Raw genomic sequence first — 18,071 nt, 5'->3', positions numbered from 1 at the left:
CTTGAGTCGTCATTATTATTGGGGCCGCGCCCTGAAGCGCTGCCGCACATTAATAAGCCTTGGGAAACACCGTCAATTCATCCAGCCGGGATCTGTGCGGTCACCGAACAGCTTACGCAAACAGCTGGGCACTCAGTTCCTGGCTGGCGCTGAGCATGCTTGGCAGGAAACGCTGCTCCAGCTCACTGCGGCTGACCCGCCCGGCATGGGTGCTGACGTTCAGCGCGGCCAGCACCTGGCCGGAGGCGTCGTACACCGGCACGGCGATGGAACGCAGGCCCTGTTCCAGTTCCTGGTCGACAATGCACCAGCCTTGTTGCCGCACTTCCTGCAGGCATTCGAGCAAGGCTTGCGGGGTGGTGAGGGTGCGGCTGGTCTTGGTTTGCAGGTCGGCGTGGTCGAGGTAGTCCTGCAGCGAGGCGTCATCCAGCGCCGCCAGCAGGATACGGCCCATGGAGGTGCAATAGGCCGGCAAACGACCGCCCACCGACAGGTCGACGGAAATCAGGCGCTGGGTGGTGGCGGAACGGGCGATGTAGAGGATGTCGTCGCCTTCCAGGGTCGCCATGTTGCAGGCTTCGTGGAGTTGTTCGCTCATGCGGTCCAGGTAAGGCTGGGCCGAAACCGCCAGGGGCGTGGATGACAGATATGCGTGGCCGAGGGTCAACACCTTGGGCAGCAGCGAATAGGTACGCCCGTCGGTGGTGGCGTAGCCGAGTTTGATCAGGGTATGCAGGCAACGGCGTACGGCGGCGCGAGGAATTTCCGTGCGGTGGCTGATCTGGGCGATGGTCAGGTGACGCTTGCGCTCCTGGAACGCCTGCACCACGGCCAGGCCACGGGCCAGAGAAGTCATGAAGTCCGGATCACCGGTAAACGCCTGGATACGCTTGGCCGGTGACGCAACGATCGGCGGCGCCACTGATGCGAAGGAGTTGCGCAATTGATCGTTCATTTGGGGTCCTTTCTCTTATTTTTAACCGCTGCGGAGGGGTGACTGCTATTACAAGCCGCCGTGCAATTGATACACAAGGCAGCGAGGTCAACATTGGGCGATTATCGGACGACCATTCGATTATCGCAATTTTTCACTGCTGGCCGGTGTCGGATCCGGATCGTCCCCCGGGGTGGCTTCTCAAGCGACTTTCAGAATCGACTGATGTACGAGAGAAGTTAAGATTTATTTACCGCCTTTAGAAAGCTTCACCCTTTTATGACGCCAATAGTTCAGCAAGTACCTCACCTGAGCGCGTAACAAAACGCTCACACAAAGTTGACGATTTTTAACTTGATGGCGATAGTGTTATTCAAACGCGTCGCTATAATGCATCCTGTGTAGAGGCCAGCCTCGTCTCGCCCTCGAGGACGAACCTCACCCGGCCGTGAACCGGCTGTGTACAAGCTGCGCCGCAAGTACCTGACACTCATTTCAAATGCCTGCCAACTGCTTGTGGTTGTGAACAAGAAAACTGTTGCTACGACAGCTGTTCTTCTCCGGCATCGTGGCCGCGTGCAATAAAGAAGTGGTTTTTCCTGTATACCTTCACACGCTGATCTTTCGGGTTGATGGTATACCGGGGCGACTTCTCGGCATCGCGCTTCGCCGGAATCAAACTCAACTCAATTAGGTAACAATGTGACGAAAGACGAACTGCGCGCGGAACTTGAGCGCCAGGAACAACGTTACAAGGATGTTTACGGCGGGGAAGTCACCACCTACGCCGCCCAACCAGAACCTGAACGCAAGCCATGGCGCAAACGGGCCAGTCTGCTCGACCAGGCCTTTGCCCAGGAAATCCAAAAGATTGAACAGGATCTCAAAGCCGAAGAGCCATAAGCGAATCGGATTGAGCTTCCAGGGGTGCCATCTCTCTGCCAGTACCGCGCTGGCGGAGGGAAGCGCCTATATGGCGTCTTACCGAAATTTCATACAATTGTTTCAGATGCTTCCTTCCAGCGGTTTAAGCCGCACATTTAAAGCATCCTCCTTATAAATCAACCACTTGCCAAAGCCCCGAAAACACCGGGATGCGCCCCTCCCCGCCATTTTTTTTCGTTGAAGAATGTTACCGATGAGCAGCTAGTGCATTGATTACCGATGTTTTCTGGCATAATCGCGCCCCCTTACGACCGGGTCAGAAAACCTTCATGATCGATTTATTCAGCGGACTGGATGCTTGGGTTCTAGTGAGCCTGTTGCTCGCCCTGGCCTTTGTCCTCGCCTTCGAGTTCATCAATGGCTTTCATGACACCGCTAACGCGGTTGCCACAGTCATCTATACCAAAGCCATGCCTCCGCATCTGGCCGTGTTCTTCTCCGGGGTGTTCAACTTCCTCGGCGTGTTGCTCGGTGGTGTCGGTGTTGCGTATGCCATCGTGCACTTGCTGCCGGTGGAGTTGCTGATCAATGTGAACACCGGCCACGGTCTGGCCATGGTCTTCTCATTATTGGCAGCGGCGATCACCTGGAACCTCGGCACCTGGTATTTCGGGATCCCGGCGTCCAGCTCCCACACCCTGATCGGTTCGATCCTCGGTGTCGGCCTGGCCAACGCCCTGATCAACGACATTCCCCTGGCTGACGGCGTGAACTGGCAGAAAGCGATCGATATCGGTGCCTCGCTGGTGTTCTCGCCGATGGCCGGCTTCGTGGTGGCAGCCCTGGTGCTGCTCGGCCTGAAGTGGTGGCGCCCGCTGTCGAAGATGCACAAGACACCGGACCAGCGCCGCAAACTCGACGACAAGAAGCACCCGCCGTTCTGGAACCGCCTGGTACTGGTGATTTCGGCAATGGCCGTGAGCTTCGTGCACGGTTCCAACGATGGTCAGAAAGGTATTGGCCTGATCATGCTGGTGTTGATTGGTATTGTCCCGGCGCAGTTCGTACTGGACCTGGGCAGCACCACTTACCAGATCGAGCGTACCCGCGACGCCACGCTGCACTTGAATCAGTTCTACCAGCGTAATCACGAAACCCTCGGCGAGTTCCTCGCCCTGGGCAAGAGTGTGAAGGACGATTTGCCGGGCAAGTTCCAGTGCAATCCGCAACAGACCGAACCGACCATCACCGCCCTGCTGGATACATTGAAGGGGGTCTCTGACTACCATTCGCTGACTGCCGAGCACCGCATTGAAGTGCGTCGTTATCTGTTGTGCCTGGATGACACCGCGAAGAAGGTGGGCAAGTTGCCTGGCCTGGAAGCGCGTGAGAAGTCGGACCTGGACAAGTTGCGCAAGGATCTGACGGCCACTACCGAATATGCACCGTTCTGGGTGATCCTGGCGGTAGCGCTGGCCTTGGGCCTGGGCACCATGGTGGGCTGGAAGCGTGTGGTGTTGACCATTGGTGAGAAGATCGGCAAGCAAGGGATGACGTATGCCCAGGGCATGTCGGCGCAGATCACCACGGCCAGCATGATTGGCCTGGCTAACATCTTTAGCTTGCCGGTATCCACGACCCATGTGTTGTCTTCGGGTGTGGCCGGGACCATGGTGGCGAACAAGAGTGGGCTGCAAGGCGGTACCGTTAAGACCATTTTGATGGCTTGGGTGTTGACGCTGCCGGCGACTGTGGGCCTTTCGGCCGGGTTGTTCTGGTTGGCTTCCAAGGCTTTGGGTAGCTGACAGATCTTTGGCTTGTGAAGAAGGTGCGACCTGTGAGGGTCGTGCCTTTTTTTGTGGCTGGGGTTTGGGTGTATATCCGTTATCCGGCTTTGGACCGTGGGTCGCCACGATGGGCCATCCTTGGCCCAGCGCGGCTAACCCGGCGTCTTGCCGGGTTACCCACGCTCCAAAGCCTGCGTTCGGCCAGCGTGGTTTAACGGGGCGCCTAAGATCAAGATCAAAAGCAAGAGCACAGCGGCCTACCGGCCGGCTTGAGTATTAAAAGCAAAAGCAACAGCCAAATCAAAAGCGGGCACAGTCAAATGTGGGAGCTGGCTTGCCTGCGATAGCATCAACTGGGTGTATCTGAAAAACCGAGTTGTCTGCATCGCAGGCAAGCCAGCTCCCACAGAAAAGCAGAGCTGCATCCGCTTCAGATTTGGCTTTCGCTCTGGATCTTGCCTTTGCTTTTAACACTCAAGCCGGCCGGGAGGCCGCTGTGCTCTTGCTTTTGATCTTGATCTGCGGGCCCCGTTAACCACGATGGCCGCAAGTAGGCACGGTGGAGCGGGTAAATCGGCAAGGATGCCGATTTACCCGCTGTAAGAGCGGAACCATAGGTGGCCGTTACCTAAATAACGGATATGTACTCAACACCCACTAAATCCAAAACAAAAAAAAGGCGACCGAAGTCGCCCAAAATGCCTTGCGTGCTCATGTATCCCGAAAAGACCTAAGGCTTCTTACGCTTATTAGCGTCTTTCCAGATAAAAATTCCAAACCCTACAAAGAACATCACCATGAGGCCAACCGTCAGCACTCCGGCAAATACCACATTATCGAAAAACATGACCGGCCTCCTGCACTTGCCCTGTTGCGATGGGGCTAAGTTAACCAAGAAGACGAAAGAAGAAATTGACGAGGATCAATGTCGCCCGCGACGGGGCGTAAAGAAGGGAAATAACTGACCTGCATCAAGGGATGCAGGCTATATCAACGCTTTTTCGGTTTGTTTTTCGGCTTTTTCTTACCTTTGCCCAACGGCATCGCCTGCTCAAATGCCTGGCGCACTTCGTTCAGTCGCTTGTCATTGAGGTCATGAACGCGTTTGGCACGTTCGGCATTCAGGTCAATCAGCTTGTCGTCATCACTCATGGCTTGGCTTACGTTGTGGCGGGAATGACTCAATAATGCGGCCTTGCCTGCGTTGCGGCAAATACCCTGGAGAAAATTCCCGTCGCCCTCACATTCACTCGCTTATTTATCGCGCTCAAACGTAATGATGGAGCGTGTAGTGCCCGGCCAATTCGGCATCTCTCGCCAAGGCGTCAGCACTTCCAACGTGTCCCCCTTGACCTCAAAATCCCTGCACTGCTCGGTACCGACCCAATCCGGGTTCCAGGCAGCCTCTACCTGTGTGCACCATCGGTTGCCCTCGACCCGCTCGACACCGGTATAGGCCACCAGCGTATTCAGCAACACCGACTTTTCCGCGTCCGTTGACCCCGCTTTTCTTCCCTCACCCGTCAGCACAAAAGCCACTCGGTGATCTGCGGTAAAAATGACGCGCCCGGATGGATGGCTTCCCATCGCAGGAATCCGCTCAAGGGTAGCCTGGGACTCAACCTGATAGCCGACCAGTCGCCATGCCCCGACCAAAGGTGACTCATTTGCCAGTACCGTCCCGCAAAGTGCCGCCGTGATAGTCACCCCAAACAACCACTTTTTTACATACGTGTGCATCGTTCTATCACCTCAATAATGAGGCGTAAATTCTTCAGAATAATTGTGAAAATATATGCAAGACAAATCCCAAGCCACTGCCATGCAGGCCTGGTGATAAAAACCGACAGCAAAACAACGGGCGACAAATTACACCGCCATCGCCCAGAATCAGCACGTTTACACTCTACGCAAGAGGCGCACTCAGGTGGCACTGCACAAGGACCTTCCCCCACTCCTGGCCCTGCGCGCCTTTGAAGCCGTGGCCCGGCATCTGAGTTTTATCAAGGCTGCCGCCGAACTGTCGGTGACTCAAAGCGCCCTCAGCCATCAAGTGCAGAAACTCGAACAACATCTGGGCAAGCCTCTATTTATCCGACGCACCCGCGCCATCGATCTGACCGAAGACGGCCAACACTACTACGACCAGATCCGCCCCGCCCTCGACGTCATCGCCGCCGCTACCCGCCAGCAACAAACGCCACCCGCCGCCACCGTGCTGCGCGTCGGCCTGCTCGCCTCGTTCGCCACCTTGTGGCTGGCGCCGCGCCTGGCCGGGTTTCTCAGCCGCTACCCGCACATCCAGGTGGAGCTGGTACCCGCGATTCAACTGGCAGATGTCGCCGCCGCCGAGGTCGACCTGGCGATTCGCTATGGCAAGGGCGACTGGGCCGACGTGAAGGCCACACGCCTGATGAACGAAACACTGTCACCCGTCTGCAGCCCGGCGTTCAAGGCCAGCCAACTGGCCAACGGCCCGCTGCTGATGGCCACCTCGCACCGCCCTTTCGAGTGGACCGACTGGTCCCGGCATTACCAGGTGGAGGTGGAGCACTACCCCAAGGCACTGTTACACGACTACAACATCGTGGTCGAAGCCGCCGTGGCCGGCCAGGGCATCGCCATGGGCCGCCACCGCCTGATCGAGCGCAGGCTGAAGGACGGCACATTGGTGGAAGCCTTCGACTGGCCGCCCTATCAAAGCGAAATCGGTTACTGGCTGATTACCCCGCAAGGCGATACGAGCGAAGCAGCCGCCTGTTTCAGTGAGTGGCTAGGGGAAATCTGCGCCGACGCATGAGTTATTTCGATGCGTTGAGTGAGATCTATCCGTTTGTCGACCCAAACCACGCCGCCCATGCTGAAGACTCTTCCCAAGAGGATTCACCATGAGCCACTCCATCTCCCAACGCGTAAAAGCCCTCGGCCTGAGCCTGCCAACACCCAGCCAGCCGATCGCCAACTACGTCAATTACGTGATCAGCCAGAACCAACTGTTTATCTCCGGCCAAATTCCGCTGCTGGACGGCAAACCCACCTACATCGGTCGTCTCGGCGAGTCCATCAGCGAAGACGAAGGCGCCAAGGCCGCCGAACTCGCTGCGCTGGGCCTGCTGGCACAATTGAGCGATGCCTTGGGCGATGACCTGTCGCGGCTGGTGCGCATCATTAGATTGGGCGTGTTTATCGCCAGCAGCGGTGATTTCCAGCGCCAGGGCGCAGTGGCCAATGGCGCCTCGAACCTGCTGGTCAACGCCCTTGGCGACAAAGGCCGCCATGTCCGTACTGCCGTGGGCGTCGCCAGTTTGCCGGGCGGCGTGGCAGTGGAGGTTGATGCCATTTTCGAGCTGCTGCCGTGACCGCGCTGTCCCTGACCGAGGTCCGGGAGCTGCGGGGCGAAACGCCGGGCTGCCAGTCCGGCATCGTCCACTTCAACCACGCCGGGGCCTCCCTGCCGAGCCAGGGGACGCTCGACGCAATCATTGACCAGTTGCAACGCGAAGCCCGTGACGGCCCGATGGAAGCCGGCGAGCACGGGTCGCTGCTGGCGGAGAAAGCCCGTCGCGCGGCGGCGCAATTGCTCAACGCCCCCGCGTCATCGATTGCCTTTGCCAGCAGCGGCTCGACCGCCTGGAGCCTGGCGTTTCAGGCGCTGGGCCCATGGCAGCCGGGCGACCGCATTCTGGTGGGCCGCCACGAATGGGGCGGCAACCTGGCGAGCATGCAGACGGCCGTGCAAGCGGGTGCGCACGTGGAGGTGATCCCTTGCGATGAAGCCGGCGCGGTGTCCGTCGCCGGCCTGGAAGCCATGCTCGACGACCGGGTGCGGTTGATCGACCTGACCTGGCTCCCCGCCAACAGCGGCTTGATCAACCCTGCCGAGGCCATCGGCGCGTTGGCCAAGCGTCGTGGCATCGCCTACTTCATCGACGCCGGACAAGCCATCGGCCAGGTGCCGGTGGATGTGCAAGCGCTGCACTGCGATGTACTCAAGGGCGCCGGGCGCAAGCATCTGCGCGGCCCGCGCGGGACCGCATTGCTGTACGTGCGACCGGATTTTCTCGAGCGCTTGAACCCGGCCCAACGCGATGTGTTTTCTGCGCCCTGGAGCCCTGCGGGTTTCGACTTGCGCAACGACGCCCGGCGTTTTGAAACCAGCGAAGTGTCATTCGCCTTGCTGGCAGGGCTGGGCAATGCACTGCAGGAGGTCAATCGATTGGGGGTTGAGCGGATCCGCGAGACGGTCCGGCTGTTAAGCGACACAATCCGTGAAGAATTGCGCCGAATCGACGGGATTACCTTGCATGACCTGGGAACCAGCGCAAACCAGTCCGGCCTGATCGCCTTCAACCTGGCCGGCTGGGACGCCTTCGAGCTCAAGCGCCGCCTGGGGCTCAAGCGGATCAATATCGGTGCCAATGGCGTGCCCTACACTCCACTGGACATGCAGGCCCGAGAGCTGGACAGCGTGGCGCGAATCTCCGTGAGCTACCTCAACACCGCGCACGATATCGAGCAACTGGTAGCCGCCCTGCACGAGCTGCGGGATTAAACCTCGACGTCCACCCACAGGCCTTGGCGTGGTGCATCTTCAATCAGCGGCACCACCGGCACGGTGTTGTCGGCGTTGAGTTCGTCGCCGGGAATGGCCAGGTGCTGCTCCGAATCCTCATCGGCTTCGCGGCGGCGCTTTTGCTGCTCCTGCTGGCGTCGCTGTTCCTCGCGCAGCAACAGGGCTGCTTCCTCGGGGTCGCGCTTTTGCAGGTCGATGGTGCTTTCGTTGGAGCCTGGTTGAACCGGCACCACAGGCGGGATATCCGGTTTCTGGCGCACCGGATCAAGCTGCGACGTGACCGGCACAACACTCAAGGGCAGCATGGGTGGCAGCATATTAATAGTCTCCTGTTCAGCAGACTGTCGGCTGCGTGGGTGACGACTTGAGCGTCAAGCCGCCAACTTGTGAACCAATCGTCATCTATCCGACGAACATACAGCCCTTTTTCTTGCCGCTTGTAGCTTAAAGCTTGAAGCTGCACCTATTCCTTTTGGTCTGGAAGCCGTGTTCCGTTAGAATAGTCGGCTTTTTCACGGCGGGAGTCAGGCAGCATGGCGCAGCAGTATCAACCGGGGCAACGCTGGATTAGTGACAGCGAAGCAGAGCTGGGGTTAGGCACCGTTCTGGCACAGGACGGCCGCTTGTTAACCGTGCTCTATCCGGCCACTGGCGACACCCGCCAGTATGCGCTACGGAATGCGCCCCTCACTCGCGTGAGGTTTTCGCCGGGTGACACCATCACCCATTTCGAAGGCTGGAAAATGACCGTGCAAGAGGTCGACGACGTCGACGGCCTGCTGGTCTACCACGGCCTCAATGGGCAGAACGAGCAGGTCACCCTGCCGGAAACCCAACTCTCGAACTTCATCCAGTTCCGTCTGGCCAGCGACCGTCTGTTCGCCGGCCAGATCGACCCGCTGCCCTGGTTCTCCCTGCGCTATCACACCCTGGAACACACCAGCCGCCAGTTGCAGTCCTCGCTCTGGGGCCTGGGCGGCGTGCGTGCGCAACCGATCGCGCACCAACTGCACATCGCCCGTGAAGTCGCCGACCGTATCGCGCCGCGGGTTCTGCTGGCGGACGAAGTGGGCCTGGGCAAGACCATCGAAGCCGGCCTGGTGATCCATCGCCAGTTGCTGTCGGGTCGCGCCAACCGCGTACTGATCCTGGTGCCGGAAAACCTCCAGCACCAGTGGCTGGTGGAAATGCGCCGCCGCTTCAACCTGCAGGTGGCGCTGTTCGACGAAGAGCGCTTTATCGAAAGCGATGCCGCCAACCCGTTCGAAGACACCCAGCTCGCGCTGGTGGCCCTGGAATGGCTGGTGGACGACGAGAAGGCCCAGGACGCGTTGTTCGCCGCCGGCTGGGACCTGCTGGTGGTCGACGAAGCTCACCACCTGGTCTGGCACGAAGAAAAAGCCAGCCCCGAATACTCGCTGGTGGAGCAACTGGCCGAAGTGATTCCCGGCGTACTGCTGCTCACGGCAACCCCTGAGCAGTTGGGCCAGGACAGCCACTTCGCGCGCCTGCGCTTGCTGGACCCGAATCGCTTCCACGACCTGCACGCCTTCCGCGCCGAGAGCGAAAACTATCGCCCGGTGGCCGAAGCCGTTCAGGAGCTGCTGGACAAGGGACGTCTCTCGCCCGCCGCCCACAAGACCATCCAGGGTTTCCTCGGCGACGAAGGCGAAGCGCTGCTGACCGCCGTCAACGATGGCGATGCCGAAGCCAGCGCCCGTTTGGTACGCGAACTGTTGGACCGCCACGGCACAGGCCGCGTGTTGTTCCGCAACACCCGCGCCGCCGTACAAGGCTTCCCGGAGCGCAAGCTGCACGCCTACCCGCTGCCGTGCCCGGACGAATACCTCGAACTGCCCCTGGGCGAACACGCCGAGTTGTACCCGGAAGTCAGCTTCCAGTCCCAGCCGGATGTGGATGAAGAACAACGCTGGTGGCGTTTCGACCCGCGCGTCGAGTGGCTGATCGACCAGCTGAAAATGCTCAAGCGCACCAAAGTCCTGGTGATCTGCGCCCACGCCGAAACCGCCATGGACCTGGAAGACGCCCTGCGCGTGCGTTCCGGCATCCCGGCCACGGTGTTCCACGAGGGCATGAACATCCTCGAGCGCGACCGCGCCGCCGCGTACTTTGCGGATGAAGAGTTCGGCGCCCAAGTGCTGATCTGCTCGGAAATCGGCAGTGAAGGCCGCAACTTCCAGTTCTCCCACCACCTGGTGCTGTTCGACCTGCCGTCCCACCCGGACCTGCTGGAACAGCGGATCGGCCGTCTGGACCGGATCGGCCAGAAGCATGTGATCGAACTGCATGTGCCGTACCTCGAAACCAGCCCGCAAGAGCGGCTGTTCCAGTGGTACCACGAAGCGCTGAACGCGTTCCTCAACACCTGCCCGACCGGCAACGCCTTGCAGCACCAGTTCGGCCCACGCCTGCTGCCGCTGCTGGAAAACGCCGACGACGGCGAGTGGCAAGCGCTGATCGACGAAGCCCGTGCCGAGCGCGAGCGCCTCGAAGCCGAACTGCACACCGGCCGCGACCGTTTGCTGGAGCTCAACTCCGGCGGTGCCGGTGAAGGTGACGCGCTGGTGGAAGCCATCCTCGAGCAAGACGACCAGTTCACCCTGCCGATCTACATGGAAACCCTGTTCGACGCCTTCGGCATCGACAGCGAAGACCATTCGGAAAACGCGCTGATCCTCAAGCCCAGCGAAAAAATGCTCGACGCCAGCTTCCCCCTGGGCGACGACGAAGGCGTGACCATCACCTACGACCGCAACCAGGCGCTGTCCCGCGAAGACATGCAGTTCATCACCTGGGAACACCCGATGGTGCAGGGCGGCATGGACCTGGTGCTGTCCGGTTCCATGGGCAACACCGCCGTGGCGCTGATCAAGAACAAGGCGCTCAAGCCGGGCACCGTGTTGCTGGAACTGCTCTACGTCAGCGAAGTGGTTGCCCCGCGCTCGCTGCAATTGGGCCGTTACCTGCCGCCGGCTGCGCTGCGTTGCCTGCTGGATGCCAACGGCAATGACCTGTCGGGCCGCGTCTCGTTCCTGACCTTGAACGACCAGCTCGAAAGCGTGCCCCGGGCCAGCGCCAACAAGTTCGTCCAGGCCCAGCGCGACCAGTTGACGCCACGGATCAACGCCGGCGAAGAGAAGATCGCCCCGCGTCACGCCGAGCGTGTGGCCGAGGCTCAACGTCGCCTGGCGGCGGACACCGACGAAGAACTGGCACGCCTGACCGCGTTGCAAGCGGTCAACCCGACCGTGCGTGACAGCGAACTGGTTGCCCTGCGCCAACAGCGCGAGCAAGGCCTGGCCATGCTCGACAAGGCTGCGCTGCGACTGGAAGCGATTCGGGTGTTGGTCGCGGGCTGACTTCGCCGCCCTACCCTGCCAAACAAAAAGGCCCGCGCAATGCGGGCCTTTTTTATTCACTGGGTTTCATCGGTGACCCTGATGCCCTCATCGCGGGCAAGCCCGGCTCCCACAGTGACCGTGTACATCAGCGACAACTCGGTCAACTGTGGGAGCTGGCTTGCCTGCGATAGCCTCACCTCGGTCTCAGGCAGTAACCGCCGTAGCCGGCACCTCCACCACCCCCAACCCCTCCTTCATCCGCTTGGCATCGCGCACAAAACTGCGGGACGCCTGGAACAGAAACAGCATGGTCAGAAACAGCGCCACCGGAATCAGGTACATGGCATCGTGCAAGCCTATGGCTTTATACGCCTCGGTCATCTGCTCCGCCCCCGCCGCATACATCGCCGAATGGGCAAAATGATCCGACAACCCGCCCACCACAATCGGCCCCATGCCACCGCCCAGCAAATACAAGCCGGCGAAGAACAACGCCATCGCCGTGGCCCGCAGGCGCGGCTCAACCACGTCCTGGATCGCCGTGTACACGCAGGTGTAGAAGTTATAGGCAAACAGCCAGCCGACACTGAACAACGCCACAAACACACCAATCTCGATCCGCCCGGCGTGCAACGCCCAAGCAGTGGTGACGGTCGAGATGATCAAGCTGCACGCCGCGAACAACAACCGGCCATTCGCGACGCGTTGATGGATCTTGTCGGCAATCCAGCCGCCCAGGGTCAGGCCCACCAGGCCGGTAATACCGACGATAACACCGGTGGCAACTGCCGCATCCTGCAACGGCAGCAGGAAATAGCGCTGCAGCATCGGCACCAGGAACGAGTTACAGGCGTAGGTGGCGAAGTTGAAGCACAAGCCTGCCAGCACCAGCCATAGAAACGTCGGCACCGCCAGCACCCGGCGAATCGGCCGGTCGACTTTCTCCTGGGAGACTTGCACGGTTTCCGCCGCGCCGCGCTTGGGTTCCTTGATATAGAACATGAACACCGCAAGGATCAGCCCCGGCACCGCCGCAATAAAGAACGGCGCGCGCCAGCTGTCGAACGCCTTGACCATTGCACCGATGGTAAAGAACGCCAGCAACAGCCCCAACGGCAGGCCCAGCATGAAGATGCCCATGGCCCGCGCCCGGCGATGGGCCGGAAACAAGTCACCAATCAACGAGTTCGCCGCCGGTGCATAACTGGCCTCGCCGATGCCGATGCCCATGCGCACCAGCAAAAACGTCCAGAAGCTGCCCACTAGGCCATTGACCGCTGTCAGGCCGCTCCACGCCGCCAGGCCCCAGCCCATGAGCTTACTGCGCGAGCCAGTATCGGCCATCCGCCCAAGGGGCAAGCCGGCAATCGCATAAACAATGGTGAACGCAGTACCGATGATGCCGAGCTGGAAGTCGCTGAGGTGCCACTCCATGCGGATCGGTTCGATGATGATCGCGGGGATGGTGCGGTCGAAAAAGTTGAACAGGTTGGCCAGGAACAACAGGAACAGAATGCGCCAGGCATTCGCCGCTTGGGTCGAGTTCTGCATGGGTCCGTCTCTTTTATTGTTATGTGAGCCGCGATGCCAGACGCATCCTGAGCCCGGAACCTGCAATCTAGTCAGCCCCGTAGGGATTGTCTGTAATGATTCGTAAGCCTGATGTCACTCCATCGGGCGACCCGGGAGATCATCCCTAATCATTTAGTTCTAGTTATTTATAAACTCATCGCCAAATGATTAGAAGCAATCTGCCATCAGCCCTTGTAACCCGCTCACGCTCTCTATACTGAAAGACGCAGTCAGACTAAAACTCTGTGACGGGACATGCTATGGAATGGCTTGGTTTGCATTTTTTTACCGACCTTCCGGACAGCGGGCATTTATTACTCAATTGCAGTCATAACCCCTTTCTGGTGCTTCTGGCTTACGTGGTGGCCTGTGCAGCGGGCTTCGGCACCCTGGACATGGCCGAGCGGGTCGGCCATGTCGACAACCCCAAGGCTCAACGGCACTGGCGCTGGGTAGGTGCGGGCTGCCTGGCAGGCGGAATCTGGTCGACCCACTTCATCAGCATGCTGGCCTTCCAGGCACCTATCGCGATTCACTACGAATTGATCATGACGTTCGCCTCGCTGCTGATCGCCCTGATCGCGTCGCTGTTCGCCATGCAAACCCTCAGTCACCCCAGGCTGCGCCTGCACCAATATGTGCTGGCATCGGTGTGGATGGGGCTGGGTATTGCGTTGATGCACTACGTGGGCATGTCGGCCATGCGCTCCGAGGCGGGCGTGTATTTCGAGACCGGGCTGTTCCTGGCCTCGGTGTTGATCGCCATCGGCGCCAGCCTGGCGGCGTTGCTGCTGTCGTTGTACTTGCGCAACGGCACCGGCATGTTTCATCAATTACTTAAGTACGCCGCCAGCCTGGTGCTCGGCGCCGGCATTATCAGCATGCACTTCACCGGCATGGCGGCCATGCAACTGCTGGTGCCCGCAGACCTTGTTCCGTCGGCGCTGCCCGTGGACAACAATCCCATCCAACTGGGCCTGCTGGTAGCGGTCATCGCCTTGCTGGTGATCGGCAGCAGCATCAGCGCTGCGCTGGCAGACAAGAAGCTGCAACACAAGGAAACCGACCTGCGCCGGGTCAATGCACTGCTCACCGAACTCGACCAGGCCCGCGCCTCGCTGCAACAGGTGGCGCACTACGACGCCTTGACCAGCCTGCTCAACCGCCGTGGCTTCAACCAGATCTTCGCCGAGAAGCTCGCAGAAAAAACCGCAACCGACGGCATGCTGGCGGTGATCTTCCTGGATATCGACCACTTCAAGCGCATCAACGACAGCCTCGGCCATGACGCCGGCGACGAATTGCTCACGGTGCTGGCCGGCCATATCAAAAGTTCGGTCCGCAGCCATGACGACGTGGTCGCGCGGTTTGGCGGCGACGAGTTCTGCATCCTGATCAGCATTCACCATCGCGATGAAGCGCGGCACATGGCCCAACGCATCATGCAGAAAATGAAAGACCCCATCGAGTTGGCCGGCCGGCGCATGGTGATGACCACCAGCATCGGCATCAGCCTGTTCCCCGAAGACGGCAAAACCAGCGAAGAGCTACTCAAAACTGCCGACCTGGCGTTGTATCAGTCCAAGGATACTGGGCGTAACAACCTGAACTTTTTCAGCTCCAACCTGAAAACCCGGGCTTTCCTGGAACTGCAACTGGAGGAAGAACTGCGCGCCGCGCTGCGGGGCAAAAACGAGCTGGTGCTGTTTTACCAACCGATTCTTGACCTGAAAAAAGGCCGGATCACACGCCTCGAAGCCCTGGTGCGTTGGCAACATCCTCAACACGGCCTGCTGACCCCGGACCGGTTTATTGGCATTGCTGAAAACAACGGGCTGATTGCCGAACTGGATCACTGGGTTCTGCGCCAGGCCTGCCACGACCTGAGCCTGCTGTCGGAGCAGGGTCATACGGAATTGATCATGGCGGTCAATTGTTCGGCCTTGAACCTGACCCGTGACGAACTGGCCGATGAAATCGAAAACGCCCTGCGCTTCGGCGGGATCGCCGCCAATCGCCTGGAACTGGAAGTGACCGAAAACGCCCTGATGGGCAATATCAGCAGCACCCTGGCACTGCTGCGGCAAATCCGCGCCTTGGGCGTGTCGCTGTCCATCGACGACTTCGGCACCGGCTATTCGTCCCTCGCCTACCTCAAGCGCCTGCCGCTGAATACCTTGAAAATCGACCGCTCGTTTATTCAGGATATTCCCAAATCCGCCACCGACATCGATATCGTCCAGGCCATTATCGGCATGGCCCACACCCTGCATCTGCAAGTCGTGACCGAAGGCGTGGAGACCCTGCAACAATTGGAAGTGGTACAAAAACACGGCTGTGATTTTGTTCAGGGTTACTTGCTCAGCGCCGCTGTACCGATGAGTGACATCAGCGCAGTGATCAAAGGCCTCGATCAGCACAACATGTTTAGCCTGCTGGGGCTTACAGGCAGTGAACCCGCACCCAAAGATCCGCCTTCGGGCCGTACGGGCCCCGCGTCCATCGTCAGGCCAATTCGCTGACGCCGAAAATTTGGCAAATCGCCATCACTTCACTAAAGAATCCCGACGAACGGCCGATTCATCAGAGTCCGGCCAGGATTTCCCCTTAAAACCCTAGGGTTAAACCCTCCCGCCCAGGACCAGGACGCACTGTAAAGTCGCGATCTCTCATTCCGTGATGGCTACCTGATACCTCTTCAGCCATCCGTCCAGGCACATGGCGCACAATGACTTCTAAAAATAACTCTGCCACTGCGGTATCCGATGTGTTGCTGACAGCCCCTGCGGAAAAACCCTCAGGCTCAAAGTCATTGAGCACCGCGCGCCCACTGGCCACCCAGCAGTACCTGTACTTCACCGAGACCAACACCGACCGCATCCTCGACAACCTCGACGGCCTGCGCGACATGGTGTTCCCGCGCTCACCGCACCTGGAAGTCGACGGCGAACTGCGCAACGAGCAGGAATTCCCCTCGGTGTGCCTGATCGGCCTGGGCCGCTGTGGCTCCAACATTGCCCTGGATGTGGCAGAGCTGGTGTACAACGCCCGCAAATTCTACCTCAACGAATTCAGCAACGAGGATAAAACCACTGACAAGGGTTACCGCCCGGCCCAGTGGATTCGCAACAACCTGCGCCTGGGGTCGAACAAAGGCACCAAGCCGGTGTTCCTGGTCGAGCCACTGGTGATGCTGGGTGACCTGGACAAGGACATTGCCGGGCGCATCCGTTTCTCGCGCAAGGGTGAGAAAAGCGGTTTCCTGCGGGACTACAGCAAGATGAAAATCATGGACCTCTCGGAAGTCCATGCCGGTGGCGCCGGTAACGCGCCGATCCTCGGCCAGTACCTGGCCAAGATCATCCTCAACAAAGACACCCAGCGTTTTTCCAGCCCCGACTGGAAGATGATCCACTCGTACCTGATCGACTCCTGCGGCATCAAGGCCAACCAGTCACGCCTGTACTTCTCGATCTTCAGCGCCGGCGGCGGTACCGGCTCGGGCATGGCCTCGGAATTCGGCCTGGCCCAGCAGCACTCGTACATGAACAAGACGTTCGACACCAAGCCCGCCGACGAGCATGACAGCAAGAGCGGTCACGCCTTCGTGTTCGAGCCGATCTTCACCAGCGGCATTTGCGTGCTGCCGAACATCTCCGATCACCGCAGTGAAATGTCCGAGGCGCTGCACATCAACGCCGGGCGGCTGCTGTGCAAATACCTGTCGGAAGAATGGGATTTCTCGTACAACTTCGACAATGAAGACAGCAGCGAGGCCAGCGTGAAAGGCCGCATCCGTCCGTGGAACGCGATGATGCTGATCTCCAACGACATCATGCGATATGCCGAAGAAAGCGATGACGGCAACATCCAGAACATTGATGTCAATGCCATGGAGAAGCACGCCAACCAGTACATCTCACAACAGATCTTCAACATTCTGACGGCCCAGGCGGTTACCACCGACTACGACCAGAACTACTTCCGTCGCGCCGGGATCGACATTGGCGAGACCATCCGCCTGGACGCCAACGACCTGTTCATGAGCCTGGCCGGCCCGGTGGCGATTGCCTATGCCGAATCGGTGGTGCCGGAAACGCCCGCGCCTTCGAGTGACAAGTTCAAGGTGTTCGACAAAGAGCCACAGCGGCTGAATATCGATGACCTGTTTTTCCGTTCCATTGATCTGCCGCACTTCAACAAGGTGACCCAGGCGATCGAGGGCATCAGCCTGTTGCCGATTGAGTCCAAGCGCTATAAGGCCTCCTTGGAGCAGTACAAGAATTCCGGGTATGACGCGGCGGCACTGCATGACCTGCACTTCTTCAAGAACTGCTCGTCGGTGGTGTCGATTGTGTCGTTGCCCAAGGATTACAAGCTGTCCTATATGGACCTGAATCGGCTCAAGACGCACCTCAACAGCCTGTTTCCCAACACGACGCTCAAGCGGTATGCGTTGGTGATCGGGGCGTCGGCCAACTTGTCGCTCACGACCTTGATCGCTAAGAGTCCGTGTTTGTCGGATGACTTTTTGACGCTGATCGTGGCGTTCATCAAGCGCTGCTTTGCGAGGAATCCGTATCGGTTTGATGACACGCTGGATAACTCGATTCTGGATTTCATCATTCATGAGGATTTTGATGAAGACCGGATTGATGAGCTGCTCAATGAGTTTGAGAACCCGGCGAAGATCCTGGATACCAACTGGTATGCCATCAAGCCGATGTACGAGAAGAAGTATCGTGAGTTGATCAATGACAAGGACAAGTTTGTGTCGATCAACGATATCCGGCTGTCGCGGGATTGTGTGAAGAAGGCGATCAAGTACCTGCGTGAGATTTATCGTCATCGGATTGGGAAGACCAAGGTTATTTCGCTGAATAACCATACTGGGAAGACGGCGTAGGCTTGATTCTTAGGTGGGGTGTATATCCGTTATTTAGGTAACGGCCGCTTAT

General features: G+C 59.2%; 14 protein-coding genes. 8 read left to right on the top strand and 6 right to left on the bottom strand.

Annotated elements, in window-relative coordinates; genetic code table 11:
* Positions 1 to 112: 112 nt before the first annotated feature.
* Entirely contained in the window at positions 113 to 955 is an 843-nt protein-coding gene (gene pcaR / locus LIY45_RS00065; protein WP_003219833.1) for a pca regulon transcriptional regulator PcaR, read from the bottom strand.
* Positions 956 to 1,636: 681 nt separating this feature from the next.
* Here pcaR and LIY45_RS00060 point away from each other — a divergent pair.
* Together LIY45_RS00060 and LIY45_RS00055 are read left to right on the top strand one after the other, a co-directional pair.
* Entirely contained in the window at positions 1,637 to 1,837 is a 201-nt protein-coding gene (locus LIY45_RS00060) for a hypothetical protein (protein ID WP_003219834.1), read from the top strand.
* A gap of 311 nt (positions 1,838 to 2,148) precedes the next feature.
* Positions 2,149 to 3,624 carry an inorganic phosphate transporter gene (locus tag LIY45_RS00055; RefSeq protein WP_017479345.1) on the top strand — a complete coding sequence of 492 codons (1,476 nt, stop codon included), beginning with the start codon at positions 2,149 to 2,151 and terminating at the stop codon, positions 3,622 to 3,624.
* A 712-nt stretch (positions 3,625 to 4,336) separates the two neighbouring features.
* Here LIY45_RS00055 and ccoM read toward each other — a convergent pair.
* The 3 genes from ccoM to LIY45_RS00045 all read right to left on the bottom strand — a co-directional run bounded on the left by ccoM (position 4,337) and on the right by LIY45_RS00045 (position 5,346).
* The gene (gene ccoM / locus LIY45_RS30755) at positions 4,337 to 4,453 is read right to left on the bottom strand and encodes a cytochrome c oxidase subunit CcoM (protein ID WP_010176679.1); all 117 of its coding nucleotides are present in this window, start codon (positions 4,451 to 4,453) and stop codon (positions 4,337 to 4,339) included.
* Positions 4,454 to 4,596: 143 nt separating this feature from the next.
* On the bottom strand, positions 4,597 to 4,758 hold the full coding sequence (locus LIY45_RS00050; protein ID WP_177091307.1) for a hypothetical protein: 162 nt from the start codon (positions 4,756 to 4,758) through the stop codon (positions 4,597 to 4,599).
* A gap of 102 nt (positions 4,759 to 4,860) precedes the next feature.
* A complete protein-coding gene (locus LIY45_RS00045; RefSeq protein ID WP_226474917.1) occupies positions 4,861 to 5,346 on the bottom strand; it encodes a lipocalin-like domain-containing protein in 486 nt (161 codons plus the stop codon).
* 187 nt (positions 5,347 to 5,533) lie between these two features.
* Here LIY45_RS00045 and LIY45_RS00040 point away from each other — a divergent pair, with 187 nt between their 5' ends.
* The 3 genes from LIY45_RS00040 to LIY45_RS00030 all read left to right on the top strand — a co-directional run bounded on the left by LIY45_RS00040 (position 5,534) and on the right by LIY45_RS00030 (position 8,158).
* Positions 5,534 to 6,406, top strand: a complete 873-nt coding sequence (locus LIY45_RS00040) for a LysR substrate-binding domain-containing protein (protein ID WP_226474916.1) — start codon at positions 5,534 to 5,536, stop codon at positions 6,404 to 6,406.
* Between the two features lie 88 nt (positions 6,407 to 6,494).
* Complete coding sequence (locus LIY45_RS00035) at positions 6,495 to 6,965, top strand: RidA family protein (RefSeq protein ID WP_226474915.1); 471 nt, start codon at positions 6,495 to 6,497, stop codon at positions 6,963 to 6,965.
* 5 nt (positions 6,966 to 6,970) lie between these two features.
* On the top strand, positions 6,971 to 8,158 hold the full coding sequence (locus LIY45_RS00030; protein WP_226475250.1) for an aminotransferase class V-fold PLP-dependent enzyme: 1,188 nt from the start codon (positions 6,971 to 6,973) through the stop codon (positions 8,156 to 8,158).
* Here LIY45_RS00030 and LIY45_RS00025 read toward each other — a convergent pair.
* Positions 8,155 to 8,496 carry a hypothetical protein gene (locus LIY45_RS00025; protein WP_017479350.1) on the bottom strand — a complete coding sequence of 114 codons (342 nt, stop codon included), beginning with the start codon at positions 8,494 to 8,496 and terminating at the stop codon, positions 8,155 to 8,157. The two genes, LIY45_RS00030 and LIY45_RS00025, sit on opposite strands and share 4 nt — an antisense overlap.
* Positions 8,497 to 8,712: 216 nt before the next feature.
* On the opposite strand from LIY45_RS00025, the gene rapA reads away from it, so the two are divergent.
* Positions 8,713 to 11,559, top strand: a complete 2,847-nt coding sequence (rapA, locus tag LIY45_RS00020) for an RNA polymerase-associated protein RapA (protein ID WP_226474914.1) — start codon at positions 8,713 to 8,715, stop codon at positions 11,557 to 11,559.
* A gap of 186 nt (positions 11,560 to 11,745) precedes the next feature.
* On the opposite strand, the gene LIY45_RS00015 is transcribed toward rapA, so the two are convergent.
* Entirely contained in the window at positions 11,746 to 13,092 is a 1,347-nt protein-coding gene (locus LIY45_RS00015; protein WP_226474913.1) for an MFS transporter, read from the bottom strand.
* A gap of 281 nt (positions 13,093 to 13,373) precedes the next feature.
* Here LIY45_RS00015 and LIY45_RS00010 point away from each other — a divergent pair, with 281 nt between their 5' ends.
* Together LIY45_RS00010 and LIY45_RS00005 are read left to right on the top strand one after the other, a co-directional pair.
* On the top strand, positions 13,374 to 15,635 hold the full coding sequence (locus tag LIY45_RS00010) for a bifunctional diguanylate cyclase/phosphodiesterase (protein ID WP_226474912.1): 2,262 nt from the start codon (positions 13,374 to 13,376) through the stop codon (positions 15,633 to 15,635).
* A 206-nt stretch (positions 15,636 to 15,841) separates the two neighbouring features.
* A complete protein-coding gene (locus LIY45_RS00005) occupies positions 15,842 to 18,019 on the top strand; it encodes a hypothetical protein (RefSeq protein WP_226474911.1) in 2,178 nt (725 codons plus the stop codon).
* Positions 18,020 to 18,071 lie beyond the last annotated feature (52 nt).

Source organism: Pseudomonas sp. MWU16-30323, from assembly GCF_020515595.1.
GTDB classification, from domain to species: domain Bacteria; phylum Pseudomonadota; class Gammaproteobacteria; order Pseudomonadales; family Pseudomonadaceae; genus Aquipseudomonas; species Aquipseudomonas yamanorum.
Note: the sequence above shows the minus strand (reverse complement) of the source record. Positions and strands in the feature narration are given on the sequence as shown.

Bases quoted from the DNA above. Each gene is read 5' to 3' on its own strand.
- pcaR (WP_003219833.1), bottom strand. From the start codon at position 955: ATGAACGATCAATTGCGCAACTCCTTCGCATCAGTGGCGCCGCCGATC.
- LIY45_RS00055 (WP_017479345.1), top strand. From the start codon at position 2,149: ATGATCGATTTATTCAGCGGACTGGATGCTTGGGTTCTAGTGAGCCTG.
- ccoM (WP_010176679.1), bottom strand. From the start codon at position 4,453: ATGTTTTTCGATAATGTGGTATTTGCCGGAGTGCTGACGGTTGGCCTC.
- LIY45_RS00050 (WP_177091307.1), bottom strand. From the start codon at position 4,758: ATGAGTGATGACGACAAGCTGATTGACCTGAATGCCGAACGTGCCAAA.
- LIY45_RS00045 (WP_226474917.1), bottom strand. From the start codon at position 5,346: ATGCACACGTATGTAAAAAAGTGGTTGTTTGGGGTGACTATCACGGCG.
- LIY45_RS00035 (WP_226474915.1), top strand. From the start codon at position 6,495: ATGAGCCACTCCATCTCCCAACGCGTAAAAGCCCTCGGCCTGAGCCTG.
- LIY45_RS00025 (WP_017479350.1), bottom strand. From the start codon at position 8,496: ATGCTGCCACCCATGCTGCCCTTGAGTGTTGTGCCGGTCACGTCGCAG.
- rapA (WP_226474914.1), top strand. From the start codon at position 8,713: ATGGCGCAGCAGTATCAACCGGGGCAACGCTGGATTAGTGACAGCGAA.
- LIY45_RS00015 (WP_226474913.1), bottom strand. From the start codon at position 13,092: ATGCAGAACTCGACCCAAGCGGCGAATGCCTGGCGCATTCTGTTCCTG.
- LIY45_RS00010 (WP_226474912.1), top strand. From the start codon at position 13,374: ATGGAATGGCTTGGTTTGCATTTTTTTACCGACCTTCCGGACAGCGGG.
- LIY45_RS00005 (WP_226474911.1), top strand. From the start codon at position 15,842: ATGACTTCTAAAAATAACTCTGCCACTGCGGTATCCGATGTGTTGCTG.